Origin of the sequence: Streptomyces sp. NPDC058457 (assembly GCF_042720695.1) — a bacterium.
Classification (GTDB): domain Bacteria; phylum Actinomycetota; class Actinomycetes; order Streptomycetales; family Streptomycetaceae; genus Streptomyces.
Map to the genome: position 1 here is coordinate 233,118 of NZ_JBHXLU010000001.1, position 16,999 is coordinate 250,116.

15 protein-coding genes are annotated in these 16,999 nt (G+C 70.9%); 4 read left to right on the top strand and 11 right to left on the bottom strand.

Going from position 1 to position 16,999, the window contains the following annotated elements:
• Positions 1 to 55: 55 nt before the first annotated feature.
• The 7 genes from ligA to ACFWPS_RS01155 form a co-directional block, all read right to left on the bottom strand.
• On the bottom strand, positions 56 to 2,146 hold the full coding sequence (gene ligA, locus ACFWPS_RS01125; protein ID WP_383699489.1) for an NAD-dependent DNA ligase LigA: 2,091 nt from the start codon (positions 2,144 to 2,146) through the stop codon (positions 56 to 58).
• Between the two features lie 253 nt (positions 2,147 to 2,399).
• Complete coding sequence (locus ACFWPS_RS01130; RefSeq protein WP_383699795.1) at positions 2,400 to 2,792, bottom strand: hypothetical protein; 393 nt, start codon at positions 2,790 to 2,792, stop codon at positions 2,400 to 2,402.
• A 97-nt stretch (positions 2,793 to 2,889) separates the two neighbouring features.
• Positions 2,890 to 3,663 carry an Atu4866 domain-containing protein gene (locus tag ACFWPS_RS01135; RefSeq protein WP_383699491.1) on the bottom strand — a complete coding sequence of 258 codons (774 nt, stop codon included), beginning with the start codon at positions 3,661 to 3,663 and terminating at the stop codon, positions 2,890 to 2,892.
• A 589-nt stretch (positions 3,664 to 4,252) separates the two neighbouring features.
• Complete coding sequence (locus ACFWPS_RS01140; protein ID WP_383699493.1) at positions 4,253 to 4,525, bottom strand: hypothetical protein; 273 nt, start codon at positions 4,523 to 4,525, stop codon at positions 4,253 to 4,255.
• 190 nt (positions 4,526 to 4,715) lie between these two features.
• A complete protein-coding gene (locus ACFWPS_RS01145; protein ID WP_383699495.1) occupies positions 4,716 to 4,838 on the bottom strand; it encodes a hypothetical protein in 123 nt (40 codons plus the stop codon).
• A gap of 43 nt (positions 4,839 to 4,881) precedes the next feature.
• Positions 4,882 to 5,538: a response regulator gene (locus ACFWPS_RS01150; protein WP_383699497.1), complete on the bottom strand. Its 657-nt coding sequence runs from the start codon at positions 5,536 to 5,538 to the stop codon at positions 4,882 to 4,884.
• Between the two features lie 92 nt (positions 5,539 to 5,630).
• Entirely contained in the window at positions 5,631 to 7,349 is a 1,719-nt protein-coding gene (locus ACFWPS_RS01155; RefSeq protein WP_383699797.1) for a sensor histidine kinase, read from the bottom strand.
• A gap of 122 nt (positions 7,350 to 7,471) precedes the next feature.
• Here ACFWPS_RS01155 and ACFWPS_RS01160 point away from each other — a divergent pair, with 122 nt between their 5' ends.
• From ACFWPS_RS01160 to ACFWPS_RS01170, 3 genes are all read left to right on the top strand, one after another.
• A complete protein-coding gene (locus ACFWPS_RS01160) occupies positions 7,472 to 8,605 on the top strand; it encodes an ATP-binding protein (RefSeq protein ID WP_383699499.1) in 1,134 nt (377 codons plus the stop codon).
• Positions 8,602 to 10,539, top strand: coding sequence for a glycoside hydrolase family 9 protein (locus ACFWPS_RS01165; RefSeq protein WP_383699501.1), 1,938 nt, complete (start codon positions 8,602 to 8,604; stop codon positions 10,537 to 10,539). The genes ACFWPS_RS01160 and ACFWPS_RS01165 overlap by 4 nt, the downstream gene beginning before the upstream one ends.
• A 215-nt stretch (positions 10,540 to 10,754) precedes the next feature.
• Positions 10,755 to 13,391 (top strand): alpha-L-rhamnosidase C-terminal domain-containing protein, encoded by a 2,637-nt coding sequence (locus ACFWPS_RS01170; protein ID WP_383699503.1) that lies wholly within the window; start codon positions 10,755 to 10,757, stop codon positions 13,389 to 13,391.
• A gap of 26 nt (positions 13,392 to 13,417) precedes the next feature.
• Here ACFWPS_RS01170 and ACFWPS_RS01175 read toward each other — a convergent pair whose 3' ends face one another.
• The 3 genes from ACFWPS_RS01175 to ACFWPS_RS01185 all read right to left on the bottom strand — a co-directional run bounded on the left by ACFWPS_RS01175 (position 13,418) and on the right by ACFWPS_RS01185 (position 15,558).
• The gene (locus ACFWPS_RS01175; protein WP_383699505.1) at positions 13,418 to 13,570 is read right to left on the bottom strand and encodes a hypothetical protein; all 153 of its coding nucleotides are present in this window, start codon (positions 13,568 to 13,570) and stop codon (positions 13,418 to 13,420) included.
• Positions 13,571 to 13,850: 280 nt separating this feature from the next.
• Positions 13,851 to 14,906, bottom strand: coding sequence for a glycoside hydrolase family 19 protein (locus tag ACFWPS_RS01180; protein ID WP_383699507.1), 1,056 nt, complete (start codon positions 14,904 to 14,906; stop codon positions 13,851 to 13,853).
• A gap of 409 nt (positions 14,907 to 15,315) precedes the next feature.
• Positions 15,316 to 15,558: a hypothetical protein gene (locus tag ACFWPS_RS01185; RefSeq protein WP_383699509.1), complete on the bottom strand. Its 243-nt coding sequence runs from the start codon at positions 15,556 to 15,558 to the stop codon at positions 15,316 to 15,318.
• Positions 15,559 to 15,661: 103 nt separating this feature from the next.
• On the opposite strand from ACFWPS_RS01185, the gene ACFWPS_RS01190 reads away from it, so the two are divergent.
• Complete coding sequence (locus ACFWPS_RS01190; RefSeq protein ID WP_383699511.1) at positions 15,662 to 16,495, top strand: SAM-dependent methyltransferase; 834 nt, start codon at positions 15,662 to 15,664, stop codon at positions 16,493 to 16,495.
• A gap of 25 nt (positions 16,496 to 16,520) precedes the next feature.
• Here ACFWPS_RS01190 and ACFWPS_RS01195 read toward each other — a convergent pair whose 3' ends face one another.
• Positions 16,521 to 16,913 (bottom strand): hypothetical protein, encoded by a 393-nt coding sequence (locus tag ACFWPS_RS01195; RefSeq protein WP_383699513.1) that lies wholly within the window; start codon positions 16,911 to 16,913, stop codon positions 16,521 to 16,523.
• Positions 16,914 to 16,999 lie beyond the last annotated feature (86 nt).

The following is a 16,999-nucleotide window of genomic DNA, read 5'->3' on the forward strand; positions in this document are numbered from 1 at the left end:
TCCCGTTCACGTCGTACAGACCGATGTGAGCTGCGGAACATGCTGTGCCGGGGCCTCAGTCGAGGTAGCCGGCGACCAGAGCGCCGAGCTCGTCGGGTGTGGCGAGGCGGATGCCGAGTTGTTCGGCCTTGGCGCGTTTGGATCCGGCGCCCTCGCCGGCGACGACGAGGGTGGTCTTCTTGGAGACGCTGGAGGAGGAGCGGCCGCCGGCGCGTTCGACGAGTTCGTTCATCTCGTTGCGGGAGAGCTTCTCCAGGACTCCGGTCATCGCGCCGGTGACGACGACGGTCATCCCGGCCAGCGGACGAGCCTCTGCGGGGGCCACAGGCGTCTCGCCGTCGGGGCTCGCCACGTCGGCGGGGACGGGCGGCGTGGCGCCGGGCTCGGTCATGTTCACTCCCGCAGCGGCGAGTTTGTCGATGAGCGGGGCGAGTTCGGCCAGTTCCGCGACGATCGAGGGGGCCTTCTCCACCCCGATGCCGTCGACCTGCTGCATCGTCTCGGCGTCGGCGGCACGGATGTTGTCCATGGTGGCGAAGTGGCGGGCGATGCGGCGGGACATGGAGCGGCCGGTGCCGCGCACCCCGAGTGCGCACAGCACCCGCGAGAGCGGCTGCCGCCTGGCCACGACGATCGCTGCGAGCAGGTTGTCGGTACTGGTTTCCCCCATCCGTTCCAGGCCGAGCAGTTGCTCGCGGGTGAGGGTGAACAGGTCGGCGAGGTCGCTGACGAGGCCGGTGTCGACGAGCTGGACGACGCGGGTGGTGCCGAGGCCTTCGATGTCGAGCTGGTCGCGGCCGGCGGCGTAGGAGAGGGAGGCGACCAGGTGGCAGTTGCGGCCCTGCGTGCACCGCCAGCGTTCCTCGCTCCTGTCGATGTCCGATCCGCAGCGCGGGCAGGCCTGGGGGAAGGCGATGGGCTGCTCGTCGCCGGTGCGCAGGTGGGCGGCGGGGGCCTGGACGCGGGGGATGACGTCACCGGCGCGGTAGACCATGACCTGGTCGCCCAGGCGCAGGTCGCGGCGGGTGATGTCGGCCGGGTTGTGCAGGGTGGCGTAGGTGATGGTGGAGCCGTCGATGACGACCGGTTCGAGGACGCCGCGCGGGGCGATGATCCCGGTGCGGCCGACGTTCCACTCCACCGCCAGCAGCCGGGTGATCTTCTCCACGGCCGGGAGCTTGTAGGCGATCGCCCACCTGGGTGCGCGTGACCCGGATCCGGCGGCCTGCTGGTCGGCGGCGAGGTCGGCCTTGATGACGATGCCGTCGATGCCGAACGGCAGCCCGGCACGGACCGCGCCGATCTCCGCCACCCGGGCAAGGACCTGCTCCACGGATCCGGCGACGGTGTCCGGGACCGGGGTGCGGGCGCTGGTGTGCACACCGAGCTCCGCGACCAGGTGCATCAGGTCGCTGTGCGCGGACGCGGTCAGCTGCCCGGCCAGCGCCGGGCCGGTGCCGGGCAGGGGGAGCAGCCCGTAGCCGAAGAACGTCATCGGCACGGTGTAGAGGCGCTCCCTGGCCCGCAGGGTGCCCGCCGCGGCGTTGCGCGGATTCGCGAACGGCAGCCCGCCGTGGTCGGTGCGCACCTCGTTGGCGTACTCGAACTGGTCGGTCGTCATGAGGACTTCGCCGCGCACCTCCACGGTGACCGGCTCGGCCAGCTGCTCGGGCAGCCCCTCGATGGTGCCGATCGCGTGCGAGACGTCCTCCCCGGCCGTCCCGTCCCCTCGGGTGACCAGCCGGGTGAGCCGGCCCTCGGTGTAGCGGGCGGCGATCGCGAGTCCGTCCAGCTTCGGCCCGACGTGGAAGCGGGTGACCTCGTGCCCGACACGGCGGGCCAGGGACTCGGTCCAGGCGGTGAACTCCTCCGGGGAGAACACGTTGTCCAGGCTCAACATCGCCACCGTGTGCGGGACATCGCCCTCCACCGCGCCGCCGGCCACCTTTCCGGTGGGGGAGCCGGACAGCACCTGCTCGGGATGCCCGTCCTCGTACGCGGCAATCTCGCGCACCAGCCGGTCGTAGGCGTCGTCGTCCAGCGGGGACGTCCCGCCCGCGTAGTACGCGGCCGCCGCCCCGACGGCCTCCTCGACCGCTCGCGCGTAGGCGGCGACATCCGTGATCTCTGCTACCGGTGTTGTCATGCCCCGCATCCTGCCGCCCACCACTGACAACGAGACCAGACGCCCGGACCGCAACCACCGGCACCAGCATCCAGAACGGCCGGCTCGGTGGCGCACCCGCAGAGCACACAGCCCGGCGAACACCCTGGTGATCGCAGGGAAGCCGGTGGTGCCGTTCGTGAGGTACGGCCCGCGCGCGGGGCAGATGGTCTCTGAGCTGCACGAATGACTTTCGGCAGGTTCGTGCTTGTGCCGGACAGGCGCACTCTCGGCGTCAAAGATCTCTGGATTTGATCCAGGCGACCGTGAGTACCAGAGCCGTGCCGATCGCGGTGCCGCCGAATTCCAGGGCCGCGTGGACCAGCAGGTCGGAGCGGTCGGCCACGGCCCAGTCCTGGCCTGCGTACAGCGGTATGTCCGTCACGAGTTCCTCGTCGTCCTGGAAGGTCAGGCCTTCGATGTCACCCCGCCCCTGCCGGCCGCCGGGCAGATGCCACGTGCCCCGGCACGGGCCGCCCCAGTCGCAGTGGACGTATCCCTCCGTCGTCGTCCGGTGACCGACGACGAACCGGTAGGCGTTCCTCGCGGCGAACCACAGCGGCACCGCGAGCGCGCACAGGCAAACCACCAACACCACCCGGTGCCACCACTTCAGCCCCTTCACCATCCCCACTTTCCGTGCTCTCCTGATCGTCCTGTCGGCCGTCCGGGGAGGCCCGGCGATCGTCGCCCGGTCCCGGGGGGAAGCGGCGGGGGAGGGAAGGTCAGCCGAGCTTCATGACGTAGCCCGCGTGGTGGAGTTCGTCGCCCCGGAACTCGCCGTAGGCCCAGAAGCCGAGGTCGTCCAGGTAGTCGATGCGGTCGCCGTCGATCCAGTAGCGGCCCTGGTAGGCGTGCGGGCGCCCGCCCCGGGTCTCGTCGTAACGGCCGTCGGCGGTGAGCTCCTGGTGCAGGAAGCCGTTCCGGTCGATCCAGACGCCGACACGCGGGCTGCCGGTCAGGTCGGCGGCGGCCGGGATGCCCGTCTCGGAGGCGGTGGCTCGGCCGGGGACGGCGGTACCGGCCCACAGGACCGGACGGCCGGCCGCGACGACCGCACGGACCTGCTCCGGCCGGGACAGGAGGGTGGCCACCGCGCCCGGCACGTCGTCGGCGACTTCGTCCGGCACCACCAGGAAGTCGGCGGTGTTGCCCGGTGCCAGTGTCGCGACGTACTCGGAGCGATGGCCGCGACCGCCGGTGAGCGCGATGGCGTCCATGACGGCGGGGACGACGGTCATGCCGGTGGCGTCGACGACGATGGCGTTGTCGTCCCCGGCAGCGGTGACGATGCCGGGGCCGACCCCCACGATCAGCGAGCCGACGAACAGGATGTCGGCGCCGACCATGGCTCTGATCAACGGGTCCATCGTCAGGATCCGGGCATTCGTGAACAGGACGGGACGTCCCTCGTCGTTCGAGAGGATCTCGTCGAGGGCCTCGGGGTTCCAGCTCACGGTGCCGGTGCCGGTGCCGGTGGCGGTGCCGGTGATGGTCATTGCGTGCTCCTCGGTGGAGTCGCCTCATCGGTGTGTCCGCTGCGCGAGTGCGCGTCGACGCGGGTCCGAGGCGAGTGTCAGGCGGCTACGGCAGCCGCCCGACCATCAGGTTCGTCGCGCGGCGGAACCGGAACCAGGCCGCTCTGTCCCCAGGTGCGGGGCACCCACGATCCGGCCGGTTCGCGATGAACAGCACGCCCCCGCCCAGCACCGAGGCGAGCAGGCCGACTGGTGAAACCTGGGCTCCGTGGACGACTTGCGACCAGGTCATGAGTCACGGCAGCGTCAGTGTCCCGATCACCACACCGGCCGACAACATCAGCGGCACCGACGCCAGCAGGTATCCCAGCGCACGCCACGGCCAAGCGCCCAAGAGGAACCGGCGCCCCTGCATCGACTCTCACACGGTCTGCGGATTCCGGGCACGCGAACAACGCCAACCGCCCGCAACGCACGGACCCTGCCGGCCAGGCCCCGTCTTCGGGGTATGCCTGGCCATACCCCGAACACGCTCATCGGCGCTGACCCACCTCATCGTGCCGGCCATAGCGCGCCCTGCCGGAATCTGCCCAGGCCTTCGCCGCAGCGGTCAGCTTCTGGTCAGGATGCGCGTCCCGTCCGGGGCCTGGGTCTCCGGCACGCCCAGGTAGTCGAGGTCCTGGACGAAGCGCTGCCGTGAAACGGGGGTCTCGCCGGCCGAGTACAGGTAGTCGGAGTACACCCGCTCGGTGGGCTGCTGGCCCGACCAGGTCAGTTCCTCGGCCAGCCAGCGCACCACGCCGGGGTCCACCGGACGGATCGCACCGGTGTCGAAGGTGTGGTGGCACTGCGGGCATTCGGTTTCGCTGGGCATGTCCGTCATCCAAGTCTCCTGTCGCTCGGGCCGCATCGGCCTGCAGTCGTAAGGGGAGTCCCGCATTCACGCCGTCGCCGGGGCTTCCGTGGGCCTGAGCCAGGTCGCTCTGATGGAGGGGCGGACGCCGGCGGCCATACCGATCAGGAGCACGCCCGCGAAGCCGCCGGCCACCGCCGGGAGGGGGATGACCGGGGTGTCAGCCCTGGTAGGCGGCGTAGCCGATGGTCGCCAGGCCGCCGAGGACGCTACCGGCCAGGCCGCCGAGGACGGTACCGGCCAGGACGCCGAGGCAGGGCAGGGCCACTCCGATGCCGCCCACCAGCACGGTCCGGCTTCCGGGATGAACCCCGAGTGCCGGTGGGTCAGTCGGGCCCGAGCCCCGCGTCCCGCGCCAGCAGCGCCGCCTGGACCCGGTTCTCGCACCCCAGCTTCGTCAGGATGCGGCTGACATACGTCTTCACCGTCGCCTCGCTCACATGGATCCGGGCGCCCGCGTCGGCGTTCGACAGCCCCTCACCGAGCAGCGCGAGCACCTCCAACTCCCGTGTGCTCAGGGCTTCCAGGCGCTGCCGGGCCTCCTCGCCGCGCTCTGCCGCCCTGCTGGAAGCGAGCGAGTCGACCACGTGCCGGGTGGCGGCGGGCGAAAGATACGCGTCCCCGGCCGCCGCCGCCCGTACCGCCTGGATCAGCTCGGCCGGTGCCGAGTCCTTCAGCAGGAACCCGGCGCCGCCCTCGCTCAGCGCGCGCAGTACGTTCGCCCGCTCGCCGAACGTCGTCAGGATCAGGGCCCGCACGGCCGGTGCCGCCCGGCGCAGTTCGGCCAGCGCGGACAGACCGTCCAGTACGGGCATCTGGATGTCGAGCAGGGCCACGTCGACGGCGTGCGCGCGGACCAGCTCGACCGCCGCACGGCCGTCGGCCGCCTCCGCGACGACGTCGATGTCGTCGGCGGAGGTGAGGATCATCCTGATGCCCGCCCGGATGAGCGGTTCGTCGTCCGCGACGAGAACCCTGATCACAGCTCTCCTGCAAGGTGGTCGTGGCTACGACGTGCTCATGGCTACGACGTGCTCATGGCTACGACGTGCTCATGGCTACGACGTGCTCATGGCTACGACGTGCTCATGAAGGTCCGTTTCTCGATCAGTTTGCCGTCCCGGAAGCAGAAGCGGTAGGCGGGCGCCTTGCCTCCCTCGTCCGGCCAGTCCCCGCTCGACAGGTAGGACGAGCACGTCGCTCCGCGCGGTACAGGGGGAGCACCGTGGTCGCTGTCCAGAGCCCTGGCCAGGAAGGACCTGCCGTGCGGCAGCTTGTCCCGTACGGCCGCCTCGGTGTCGCCGACCCGCACCGAGGCGTAGACCGACGGATCGAGCATGAGCTTGTCGGCCTCATCGCCCACCAGTTTGACGATGAACACGACGGCCAGCCCTCCGAGCACCACGAAGGCCAGCAGCGCGCCACCGCATCCGATCCAGAGGCCCTTCTTCCTGCTTCCCATGGCGATGTCGAACTCCTTCTGCCTGTCCGGCGGACCGGACCAGTCGATGAGGTCGCCACCGTCTCCGGGCACCTGCCCTCCGCTCTGCCCCCGGAAGTCGTCCGCCGTGTCGACGAAGGTCGTCGTCTCCCGCCCCGGATAGGGCAGTACGCCCGCGACGCGGAACCCGCCGTCGGCCGCGGCCCCCGTGTGCACCATGCCGCCGACCAGCCGGGCCCGTTCCTGCAGCCCGGTCAGGCCCTGACCGCCGCTGACCACGGTCCGCCCCGCGTCCCCGGCCGTCGGGGGCACCGGCCCGTTGGCGACCTCGACCACCAGCGAGTCCGGCTCGTAGCGCAGCTCGACGGCGATGGCGGCTCCCGGAGCGTGCTTCAGCGCGTTGGTCAGTGCCTCCTGCACGATCCGGTACGCCGCGTGGTCCACGGCGGGGGCCAACGGCCGTGTCTCGCCCGTGCGCCGGAGCTCCACCACCGCCCGCGTGCCCTGCGCGGCTGCGACCAGGGCGTCGATCCCCGCGGCGCCCCGGGTGACGGGCTCCGGTGCGTCCTCCCGCTCGCGCGCCTGGTCCGGGGTGCCGTCCCGCAGGATGCCGACAGCCTCGCGCAGTTCGTGCATCGCGGTCACGGACGCCTCCCGCAGCACGCCGACCACCTCGCGCTGGCTGTCCGTCAGCTCCCGGTCCACCTCCAGCGCGCCCGTGTGGACGGCGATCAGCGCCAGTTGGTGGCCGAGGCTGTCGTGCATGTCCTGCGCTATCCGCTGCCGTTCCCGCAGACGCGCGTGGGACGCGACCATCTCGCGTTCGCGCAGCAACTGGGCGTTCTGCTCGTGCAGCGCGCGCAGCAGTCTGCGCCGCTGGGCGCGATAGCGACTGGCCAGACCGGGTACGACCACCGACGCCAGGAACCCGAGCGTGGCGAACAGCAGCGTCTGCGGCGCGGACAGCGGGAACGCCGCCGGCTGGAGGGAGAGTCCCGCGTAGAGGACGTACGAGGCCGCGAACAGCGTGAGCGCCCGCCGTGGCGCCTCGATCCTGGACCCCGCCGACCAGCTCACGACCATCAGCACGAGCCAGAAGGCACTGAGTACGCCCGCGAGCGCCGCGGTGAGGACCAGCACGCTCCCCGGGAACGGCCGCCGCAGCAGCACGGCCACCGCGACGGCCACCGGCACGGCGACCGCCCGCAGCACGCTCCCGTCCGGCAGGCTCATGGCGCTGAGCAGGGCCAGCACGAGGGCCAGCACCGTCTCGCCGAATATTCGCCGCCGGGGCCACATACCCGCCGCGCCCAGGTGTTTCCGGACGTCCGCCCGGACATCGAGGGCCTTCATCGTCACATCCACGCGCCCACGGTAGGCACCTCCGCCCGTGCACACAGCATCCGTTCGTCGCACCCGCGCGCGACGAAAGTCGCGCCACTCGGGCGATACCGGCACCGTCTAAGCTCCCGGCCATGCGCGTTCTGGTCCTGGAGGACGATCCCGAGCTGGGCCCCGTCGTCGCTGCTCGGCTGCGTGGGGAGGGCTTCGCCGTGGACCTCGCGCGGACTCTGGCGGAGGCGGACCGCAAGCTCTCCGTCAATCGCTACGACTGTGTCGTGGCCGACCGCGCGGTGCCGGACGGCGACTCGCTCACCCTGCTCGCCGCGCACCGGCGTACCGGATCGGCGCTGCCCTTTCTGCTGCTGACGGCGCTGGACGCGGTGGACGAGCGGGTGGCCGGCTTCGAGCACGGCGCGGACGACTACCTGGTCAAGCCGTTCGCCCTCGCCGAACTGGCGGTACGCGTACGGGCGTTGTGCCGCAGGGAGCAGCCCGCGCGGCCGCCGGTCCTGCGGGCGGGTGACCTGGAGGTCGATCTGCCGCGGCGCCGAGTGTCCAGGGCCGGCCGCGCCATGCGGCCCGCGGTGCGCGGGCTCGGGCAGCAGGAGCAGTTCCTGGCCGAGGCGGCACACGAACTGCGCACGCCGCTGGCGACGTTGCGGCTCGTGGTGGAGCGGGGCGGTTCCTCCGACGAGGCGCTACGGCTGGTGGACCGGCTGAGCCGACTGGTCACCGGGCTGCTCGCCCGGGCACGTCTGGAGGCGGGCGCGCAGCGGGTCGAGCTGGTGCCCCTGCGTCTGGACCAGCTGGTGGAGACCACGGTCGAGGAACTGCCGGACCACGAGAGCGCCACGGTGGCGTCCGAGCCGGTGGTGGTCCTCGGCGATCCCGAACTGCTGGCCCAGGCGGTACGCAACCTGGTGGAGAACGCACAACGGCACGGGGGCCCGGCGGGGGCGCCGGTGGAGGTCACGGTCGCGCCGGGGCTGGTGACGGTGCGCGACCATGGGGCGGGGGTGCCGGTGGGGGACCGGGAGCGAGTGTTCCGCCGGGGGGTTACGGTCACCAAGAGGTCCGAGGCCGCTGCGGGTACCGGCGCCGGACTCGCCATCGTGCGCTGGGTCGCCGAGTTGCATCACGGCAACACCCGCCTCACGGACGCCCCCGGCGGCGGGCTGCTCGCCGAGCTACGGCTGCCGATGCCTCCGGCCCGTCCGGCGTCCTCATCGTCATCTCATGAAGGCCCCGGCACCGTGGGCGCATGAACTCATTGCGCACCCCCGGGCTGCTGGTCGCGGCGGGCGTCAGTGGCCTGGGCACCGTGCTCGTCGCCGTGAACCTGTTCGGCATGCCCATCGGCGGCGCGCGCACACCGCCCTCGACCGACGTGGCCGTCCGGGTCGACCAGGTCGGCTATGTGCGGGGGGAGACGAAGCAGGCTTACGTCATGGGGTCCTCGAAGGCTCTGGCCGGAGCCCGTTTCAAGGTCGTCGACACCACTGGGGGCAAGGTGGTCGCGGCAGGCCGGCTCGGTCCCGTCACCGGCCGCTGGAACGCCAAGTACCCCTCGGTACGCACCGCCGATCTCTCCGCCCTGAACGCTCCCGGCACGTACCGCGTCGTCCTCACCGGTACCGCGGCCGGCCGCTCGCCCGCCTTCCGGATCGCCGGTGCCCGCGAGCTGATGACCCCGCTGGTCCGGGACAACATCCGCTTCCTCCAGGCCCAGCGCGACGGAGCCGACGTCCTGCCCGGCGGCGCCCTCGAGCGCGGACCGTCCCACCTGGCCGACGAGGACGCGACCGTCTACGCCGATCCGGAGTACGACGAGGAGGGCACCGAACTGCTCGACGAGCGGCTGACCCCGACCGGCGCCCGGGCCGACGTCTCGGGCGGCTGGTTCGACGCCGGCGACTTCCTCAAGTTCACCGGCACCACTTCCTACTCGGTCGCCGAACTCCTGCTCGCCCAGCGCGAGTTGCCGCACATGGAGGAACTCTCCGCCGAGGCCTCGCACGGGCTGGACTGGCTGGACAGGATGTGGGACGACGACAGCGGGACGCTCTACGCCCAGGTCGGCATCGGCGCGGGCAACGAAGCCGTACGGACCGACCACGACGTGTGGCGGCTGCCGGAGGCCGACGACCGGCTCGACGTGTCTCCCGGTGACCCCGACTACACGATCAAGCACCGTCCGGTCTTCCGCGCGAACGAGCCGGGCGAGCCGATCACCCCGAGTCTGGCGGGACGGGTGGCCGCGGTCTTCGCCCTCGCCGCGCAGCGTGCGGCGGGCACGGACCCGGAGGAGGCGCGGGCCTGGCTGGACAAGGCCGCCGCCGTCTACGACCTGGCCGACACCGACCCGGACCCCGACGAGCCGCTCTTCACCGCCTTCCCGAGCGCCTTCTACCCCGAGGACTCCTGGCAGGACGACATGGAGTTCGCAGGCGCCGAACTCGCCCTTGCCGCACGGGATGTGGGGGATCCCCGGCAGGGTGACTGGACGGCCGACGCGGCCCACTGGGCCCGTGCCTACCTGGACTCTGACGTCAAGGGCACTCTCGACGTCGCGGACGTCAGCGCCCTGGCCCACGTCGACCTGGCCACCGCCCTGGGCGGCGCCCTGGGCGGCGCCCGGACGGGTGGCATCGGGGAGGCGGACCTGTACCGGGACCTGCGCCGCCAGCTGGACGACGGCGTCGACCGCGCCGGGCACGACCCGTTCGGCGCCGGCGCGGTCTACGACGACTTCGACGCCGTACCGCACACCTTCGGCCTGGTGGCCACCGCCCGCCTGTACGCCAGGGCCACCGGCGACACCCGTTACGAGGCCTTCGCCGGCCGACAGCGCGGCTGGGCCCTCGGCGCGAATCCCTGGGGGACCAGCTTCGTGATCGGTGCGGGCGAGGTCTACCCGCACTGCCCGGAACACCAGTTGGCCAACCTCCGGGGCAGCCACGACGGCAAGGGCGCCATCCTGCGGGGCGCCGTGGTCAACGGGCCCAACGCGGCCGCGCAACTCACGGAGTTGAACAGCTTCCCCACCATGAAGAAGTGCACGGCCGCGCCGCCGACCGGAGCCTGGACGGACTTCGACGGCAAGGGGTCGCGCTACGTGGACGACGTGGGCGCCTGGCAGACCGTGGAGCCCTCGCTGGACTTCACCACGACGGCCCTGCTGGCCTTCGCGCTGACGTAGACGTCGCTGCGCGAAGCCGTACCCTGGTCGGCCTGGCCGCCGACGGAAACCGCGTCTTCCTCGTGCACGGCAGCAAGGTCATCGCCTTCAGCACGTTCTCAAGCTACTCGTGCCGCAACGCTGTACGGGCGCCCCGCGTTCGAGATACCGTCACCTCGCAATCGGGGAATGAAACGATTCAATCCATTCTTGCTCAAGGAAGAGTAGGGAGCGTCATGGCGCCGAACAGCACACCGGACAAAGGCCTTTCACGGCGTACGGTTCTGGCCACGGCCGGCACGGTCGGGCTCACGGCGATATCCCTCTCCGCCGGACTCCCCTCGGCCGAGGCGCTCCCCGCCGAGCAGGCCTCCGCTTCCGCCACCGGCGGCCCGTCGCGGCGCTCCGCCGGCTGGCACCGGTACGTCCAGGGCCCGTCCTCCCGCACGGTCCGCCCCGTGCGGATCGTCGCGGTGAGCGGCGACGTGAAGAAGCCCGAGGCATTGCTCAAGCCCGGCGGCGCCAGATCCGTCCTGCGGCGTCCGAGCCCCGCGGCGGCACCGCGCTGGCCCGACGGCACCACGGCCGAGGCCTCGTCGGCTCATGCCGGCAACAACGGCAACGACGGACAGCCGCGCACCTACGACGCCGCCAACGCCATCGACGGCAACCCGGACACCTTCTGGAACGACGACACCCTGGGGGCGTTCCCCGACGTCCTCACCATCACCGCGCCGCAGGCCACGCCCCTGAAGGGCATCACGGTGATCTCCAACAGCGACGGCGTGCCGACCGACTACACCGTCGACGTGTGGCGCGACGGCGACTGGCACACCGCCGCCACGGTCACCGGCAACGATGCGGTCCAGAGGGCCGTTCCGTTCACGGAGGAGGTCAGTACCGCTCGTGTGCGCATCACCGTGACGAACGCGCAGGACACCTCCCACGGTTACTTCACGCGGATCAACGAGGTCTGGCCCGCCCCCGTCGACCCGATTCCCGTACCTGGCATTACCGTTGACTTCGGCAAGGTCGTGGTCGGATATCCGCAGATCCGGTTCACCTCGGCATCCGACAACTCCCCCGGTGTGCGGGTGGCGTTCTCCGAGACCCGCCAATTCCTCACCGACCGCTCGGACTTCACCCGCTCCGACCAGGCCGGCGGCGCCGGGCAGGGCACGGATCAGTTCGCCGTGCCCGCGAAGGGCGCCGACTGGACCGACCACAAGGGCTTCCAGGCCGGTGACAAGGTGTTCGCGGACGGACTGCACGGCTTCCGCTACCTCAGGATCAGCCTCGACGCGCTGGCCTCGGACAGCCCTGCCGCCCAGCCCTGGGGGACGGTTGAAATCGACTCGATCGCGCTGCAGTTCACCGCATACCTGGGTACGCCCGGCACCTACCGAGGCTGGTTCCTCTGCTCCGACGACGAGTTGAATCGTTACTGGTACGGCGCCTCGTACACCAACGAACTGGTCACCGACACCTTCCGCCAGGACGACGTCGATCCACGCAACGCGTGGAGCGCCTCGCTGGAAGGGAAGCTGGTCCTTCAGGACGGTGCCAAGCGCGACCGCGACCCGTACGTCGGCGACCTCGCCGTCTCCGCGCGCACCCTCTACCTGACCCACGACGACGCCGCCGAGGCGGCCCGCAACGTCCTGGCCGACCTCGCCGACCACCAGCGCGCCGACGGCTGGATCCCGCCCGCCTCCATCGGCAACTACACCCTGCCCCTCTTCGACTACCCGCTCTACTGGGTCACCTGCAGCTGGGACTACGTCCTGTACACCGGGGACCGCCCCTACGCCGCCCGCTACTACCCGACCCTGCTGAAGGTCCTCGACACCTGGTACCCCAGCGTCACCGACGACGCGGGCCTGCTGAGCAAGGGCCTCAACAACACCGGGGGATACGGCGACTACGCCTTCCTGGGCCGCACGGGCCGCGTCACCTACTACAACGCGCTCTACGTCCAGGCTCTCCAGGCCGCGGCCCGGCTGGCCCGGCTGCTGGGGCAGGACGCCGACGCCTCACGCTGGAGCACCAGGGCGGACAAGGTGGCGCAGGCCGTCAACTCGCTGCTGTGGGACGCCGACGCGGGCGCCTACCTGGACTCCGCCACCGGCGCGGCGCGTCACGCCCAGGACGGCAACTCCCTGGCCGTCGTGACCGGCATCGCCGACGCCGACCGTGCCGCATCGGCGCTCGCGCATCTCGACGCGACGACCCAGCGGGCGTACGGGAACGCGTTCATGGACAACGACACCCTCTTCGACCAGGCCTCCCAGCGGGTCTACGCCTTCACCTCCTACCCGGAGATCGAGGCCCGCTTCCTGACCGGCCGGGCCGACTCCGCGCTGGACCAGATCCGCCGCACCTACGGCTGGATGGACAGGAACGACCCCGGCCTCACCCACTGGGAAGGCATCGGGCCGGGCGGATCCCTGTACGAGGACGCCTACACCAGCATGGCCCACGGCTGGTCCACCGGCGTCCTGCCGGCCCTGACCCACCACCTGCTCGGTGCCCGGCCGACCTCGCCCGGTTACGTCACCTGGGAGGTGCGCCCGCAACCCGCCGATGTCGCCTGGGCGACAGGCCAACTGCCCACGCCACACGGCCCCTTGGGTGTCGAATGGGAGAGCGGCGCGCGCTCCTTCCACCTCACCGTCCACGTGCCTGGGCATACCCACGGGTCGGTCGCCCTCCCCGGCGACCCGCGTGGGCAAATCGTGCGCACCGGCCGGCGGACACTGTGGGACGGCCGACGGGCATCGGCTCGCGACGTGGCCGTGGTCGACGGCGCGGTCACCGTGTCGGGCCTGGGGCCGGGCGACCATGGTTTCGTGTGCGAGCGGCACGGCGGCTGACCATTCCGGCTCCGGTCCGCGTCCGTTCACGGTTGGCGGGCAACCGCCCCGCCGACCGTCTGGTGGCTGGTCTGCCGGTTCTTCGCCCGGCTCGGTGGTGTCGGCGGTTCGGCCGACACCTCGACAACCGACGCCATCGAGCCGTCGGTGCCGAGATCAAGCTCCTCGGCACCGTCCACAACCTCAGCGAACTCGTCGTCGGCACCACACGATTCCGCTCTCGACTCCCGGTCGGGCGAAGTCGTGCGACAGCCTTCGAAGCTCGCTGCGAGCTGCGCGAAGCTCCTGGCAGGGAAGGTTGTTCGTGTTTGACACCCCGTCTACCAGGAGCTTCGCCGTTCTGCTACGTCAACCCGTCGGCCTCGTAATCAGGTTGGAAATCCTCATTGGTCCGGCACTGGGGAGGCGGCTGTTCGGTTGGTGAGAAGGGTTGATGGTCGGACGTGCCAACGGGGGCGGTCAGCAGGTGAGGTTGGAGCCTGCGGGGACGCCGAGGACGGAGGTGAAGGAGAGGTAGTCGTTGACGCGGTCCTGCATCTCGGCGGTGTTGCCGCCGTTGCACTCGATGCTGCCGTTGATGCTGCGGATGGTCTCGCCGAAGCCCGCACCGTTGACCATGGCGTTGTGTCCGGTCATCGTGCCGGGGCCGGTCTGGGTGTTCCAGTACCACAGGCCGGTCTTCCAGGAGATCGCCGAGTCGGAGGCAACCAGGCCGGGGTTGTCCAGCAGGTCGACGCCGAGGGCGTCGCCTGCGGCCTTGTAGTTGAAGTTCCAGCTGAGCTGCATCGGGCCGCGTCCGTAGTAGGCGTAGGTGCCGGCGGGGCAGCCGTAGGGCTCGCTCGCGCAGTAGTTCCCGGACTGGTCGACCTCGTTGATGTAGACGAGGCCGCCGGTCTCGTGGTCGACGTTGGCCAGGAACGCCGCGGCCTCCTGCTTCTGCACGGTGGCGCTGCCGGTGGTGGCGAACCCGGGGTAGGCGCTGAGCGCGGCCACCAGGCCGCTGTAGGTGTAGAAGGAGTTGCGGCTCGGGAACATCTGGTTGAACTGGGCTTCGCTGACCACGAATCCGCCGGTGCCGCCGCCCGTGCCTCCTCCACCGGAGCCTCCTGTGCAGGTGTAGGAGGACCAGTACCAGGTGCTGATGGTGGGGTCGTATCCGGGGTTGTCGTGGGTGGCGATGTAGTACTGGCCATTGGGGGTGTACTGCACGATGGCGCCGGTCGTATAGGACTGTCCGGCCACCCAGGCGGGGTAGTTGCAGCTGCTGCCGGTGCCTCCTCCGCTGGAGCCGCCGCAGGCTCCTTGATCGGCCCAGACTGCGGCGACGCCGGGCGTCTCGCCCTGCGTCCACCACTTGGCCTGCCAGTTGTGGCCGTTGTAGGAGGCGGTCATGCTGCCGGTGTAGACCGCGCTGGAGCTCCAGGCCGCGGCGCAGTCCGCCGCGGCCGCGGAGCCCGCGGCGCCGAGGACGGCGAACGCGCCGAGGAGGCTGGCCAGAACGGCCAGTGCTGTCATGCACCTGCCATAGGCGCGTCTGCGAGGCCCGCTGGGCATGGTTGTGCTCACGTGCCACTCCAGAGGTAGGGGGTGAGTGGTGACCCAAGCAGCAAAGCGCGATTGGTCCAGACCAGTCAAGGGTCGGGTGAGGACTTTGGCCAGGACATAGGCAATAGTTGCTCCCCTTGCCCCGCAGCTGATTCGCGGCCAGATCGCGCATGACTCGGGATCCGCGTTGTCTCCGGACGCCGTCGGGGAGGGGCTTGTCTCATGGTCGGCGCGGGCGATCCCTGTCAGGCTGTTGGGCGACCGGGGGCGACCACGCCGCAACGAGGTTGGCCGAATGGCCTGGGTAATCGTGCGTCGTGCGGCTGCCGAGCGCTGTCGTCTGCGGCCCTACAGCCAACAGCCAGAGCCGTTCAATGCGTTACGTCGGCGACTGCGCGGCCGGGATCGTCGGCGGCGACGTACGCTTCATGACCTGTGCGGTTTCCGAGCGGCACTTGAAGCAGCGCGTCAAAGCCAGGTTGAGCACCGGTTCGTTCGAAGCCATGCGGCTGTCGCCGTTGATGATTTTTGACACCACCAGGTGCCTTGCGGTGGGAGCATCAAAGTGCATGCCCATCCCCAAGGGGGCTTGATGCCGTCGACGTCCAAGGTCGACGTTCAAGGTCGAGTTGTATGCGGCGATTTCCAACCCCGAGTCGGCGGCGTTGACGACCCCCGCGCTACGCTCAGGTCATCGGAGGGATGTCGACGGGGCGGAGGGCGACGTGCCGGACTCGGAGCCGTTGAACGGCGACCTGGTCGCCCCGCACTGGACGCCGCCGACGATCGACCCGACCGCGGCCACGCCGGCGCGCATCTACTCGTATCTGCTCGGCGGCAAGGATCACTTCCCGGCCGATCGCGCGGCCGCGGAGAAGGCCCTGGAGGCGATGCCGGTCCGGGACTTCGCCCGCGTCAACCGCGCTTTCCTGACCCGCGTCGTACGGCACCTGGCCGAGATCGGCCTGGATCAGTTCCTGGACATAGGCATCGGCCTGCCCGCCCCCGGCAGCACGGCCGAGACCGCGCTGTCGGTGCGGCCCGACGCGCGGATCGTCGGCGTCGACAACGATCCGATAGTCCTGGCGCACGCCCGCGCTCACGGCGACGAGCCCGCGCCGTCAGGCGCGACGATCGTGGCCGGGGACGTCCGCCGTCCGGCGGAGATCCTGGAGAATCCCGAGGTACGCGGCCGCCTGGACTTCGACCGGCCCGTCGTGGTGCTGCTGGTCGCGGTCATGCACTTCGTCATCGACGAGGACGACCCCTACGGCGCGGTGCGCACCCTGATGGACACCGTCGCCCCGGGCAGTGTGCTGGTGCTGTCGCAGGTGACCGCCGACCTGGACCCGGAAGGGGTGGGCGCGACGGCGAAGGCCTACGCCCGATCGTCGGTGAAGACCGCCGTACGAAGCGGCAAGGAGATCGCCGCGTTCTTCGACGGCCTGGAGCCGATCGACCCCGGCCTGGTGATGCTGTCGCAGTGGCGGCCGGACGAGCAGGTCCTCGCCGGGGACGACCGGATCGGGATGTACGGCGGAGTGGCGCTCAAGCCCTGAGCACTGGCTGGTGCCGCCGCGGCGGTCAGCTGGTGAAACCCCGGGTGCGCAGGAACTTCGCGACATCGCGGGCGATCGGGACGGTGCTCTGCCGGCCGCGGATCCGATCCACGCTGTGCAGGTGGCGGCGCCCGTCGTGGCAGAGCTCGAACGGTCGGCCGGGCTCGGGAACCCTCAGCTCCCAGGGCACCTGGACCGACGGCCTGGAACACGAGCGGCGACGGTCCACCCGCGCCGGCAGCCGCGTGCCATCGAGCTTCTCACCGAGGTCCACGTTGCCGCCGAGGGACGCCTGGTGCAGGTAGAAACCCTTCAGGCAGGACGCCGCGATCGACAGCGCGGATCGGCCGTAGGGGCGCTTGCCCACCCGCCACGGCTCCCCGAGCGGCATATGGGCCTCGGCGCCAACGATGCCCATATACCTTTCCAGATCGCGCAGGAACCGGTCCGCCTCAGCGTGGAGTCCCACGCCACAGACTCGAACGGACATCACGAGCAGCACAA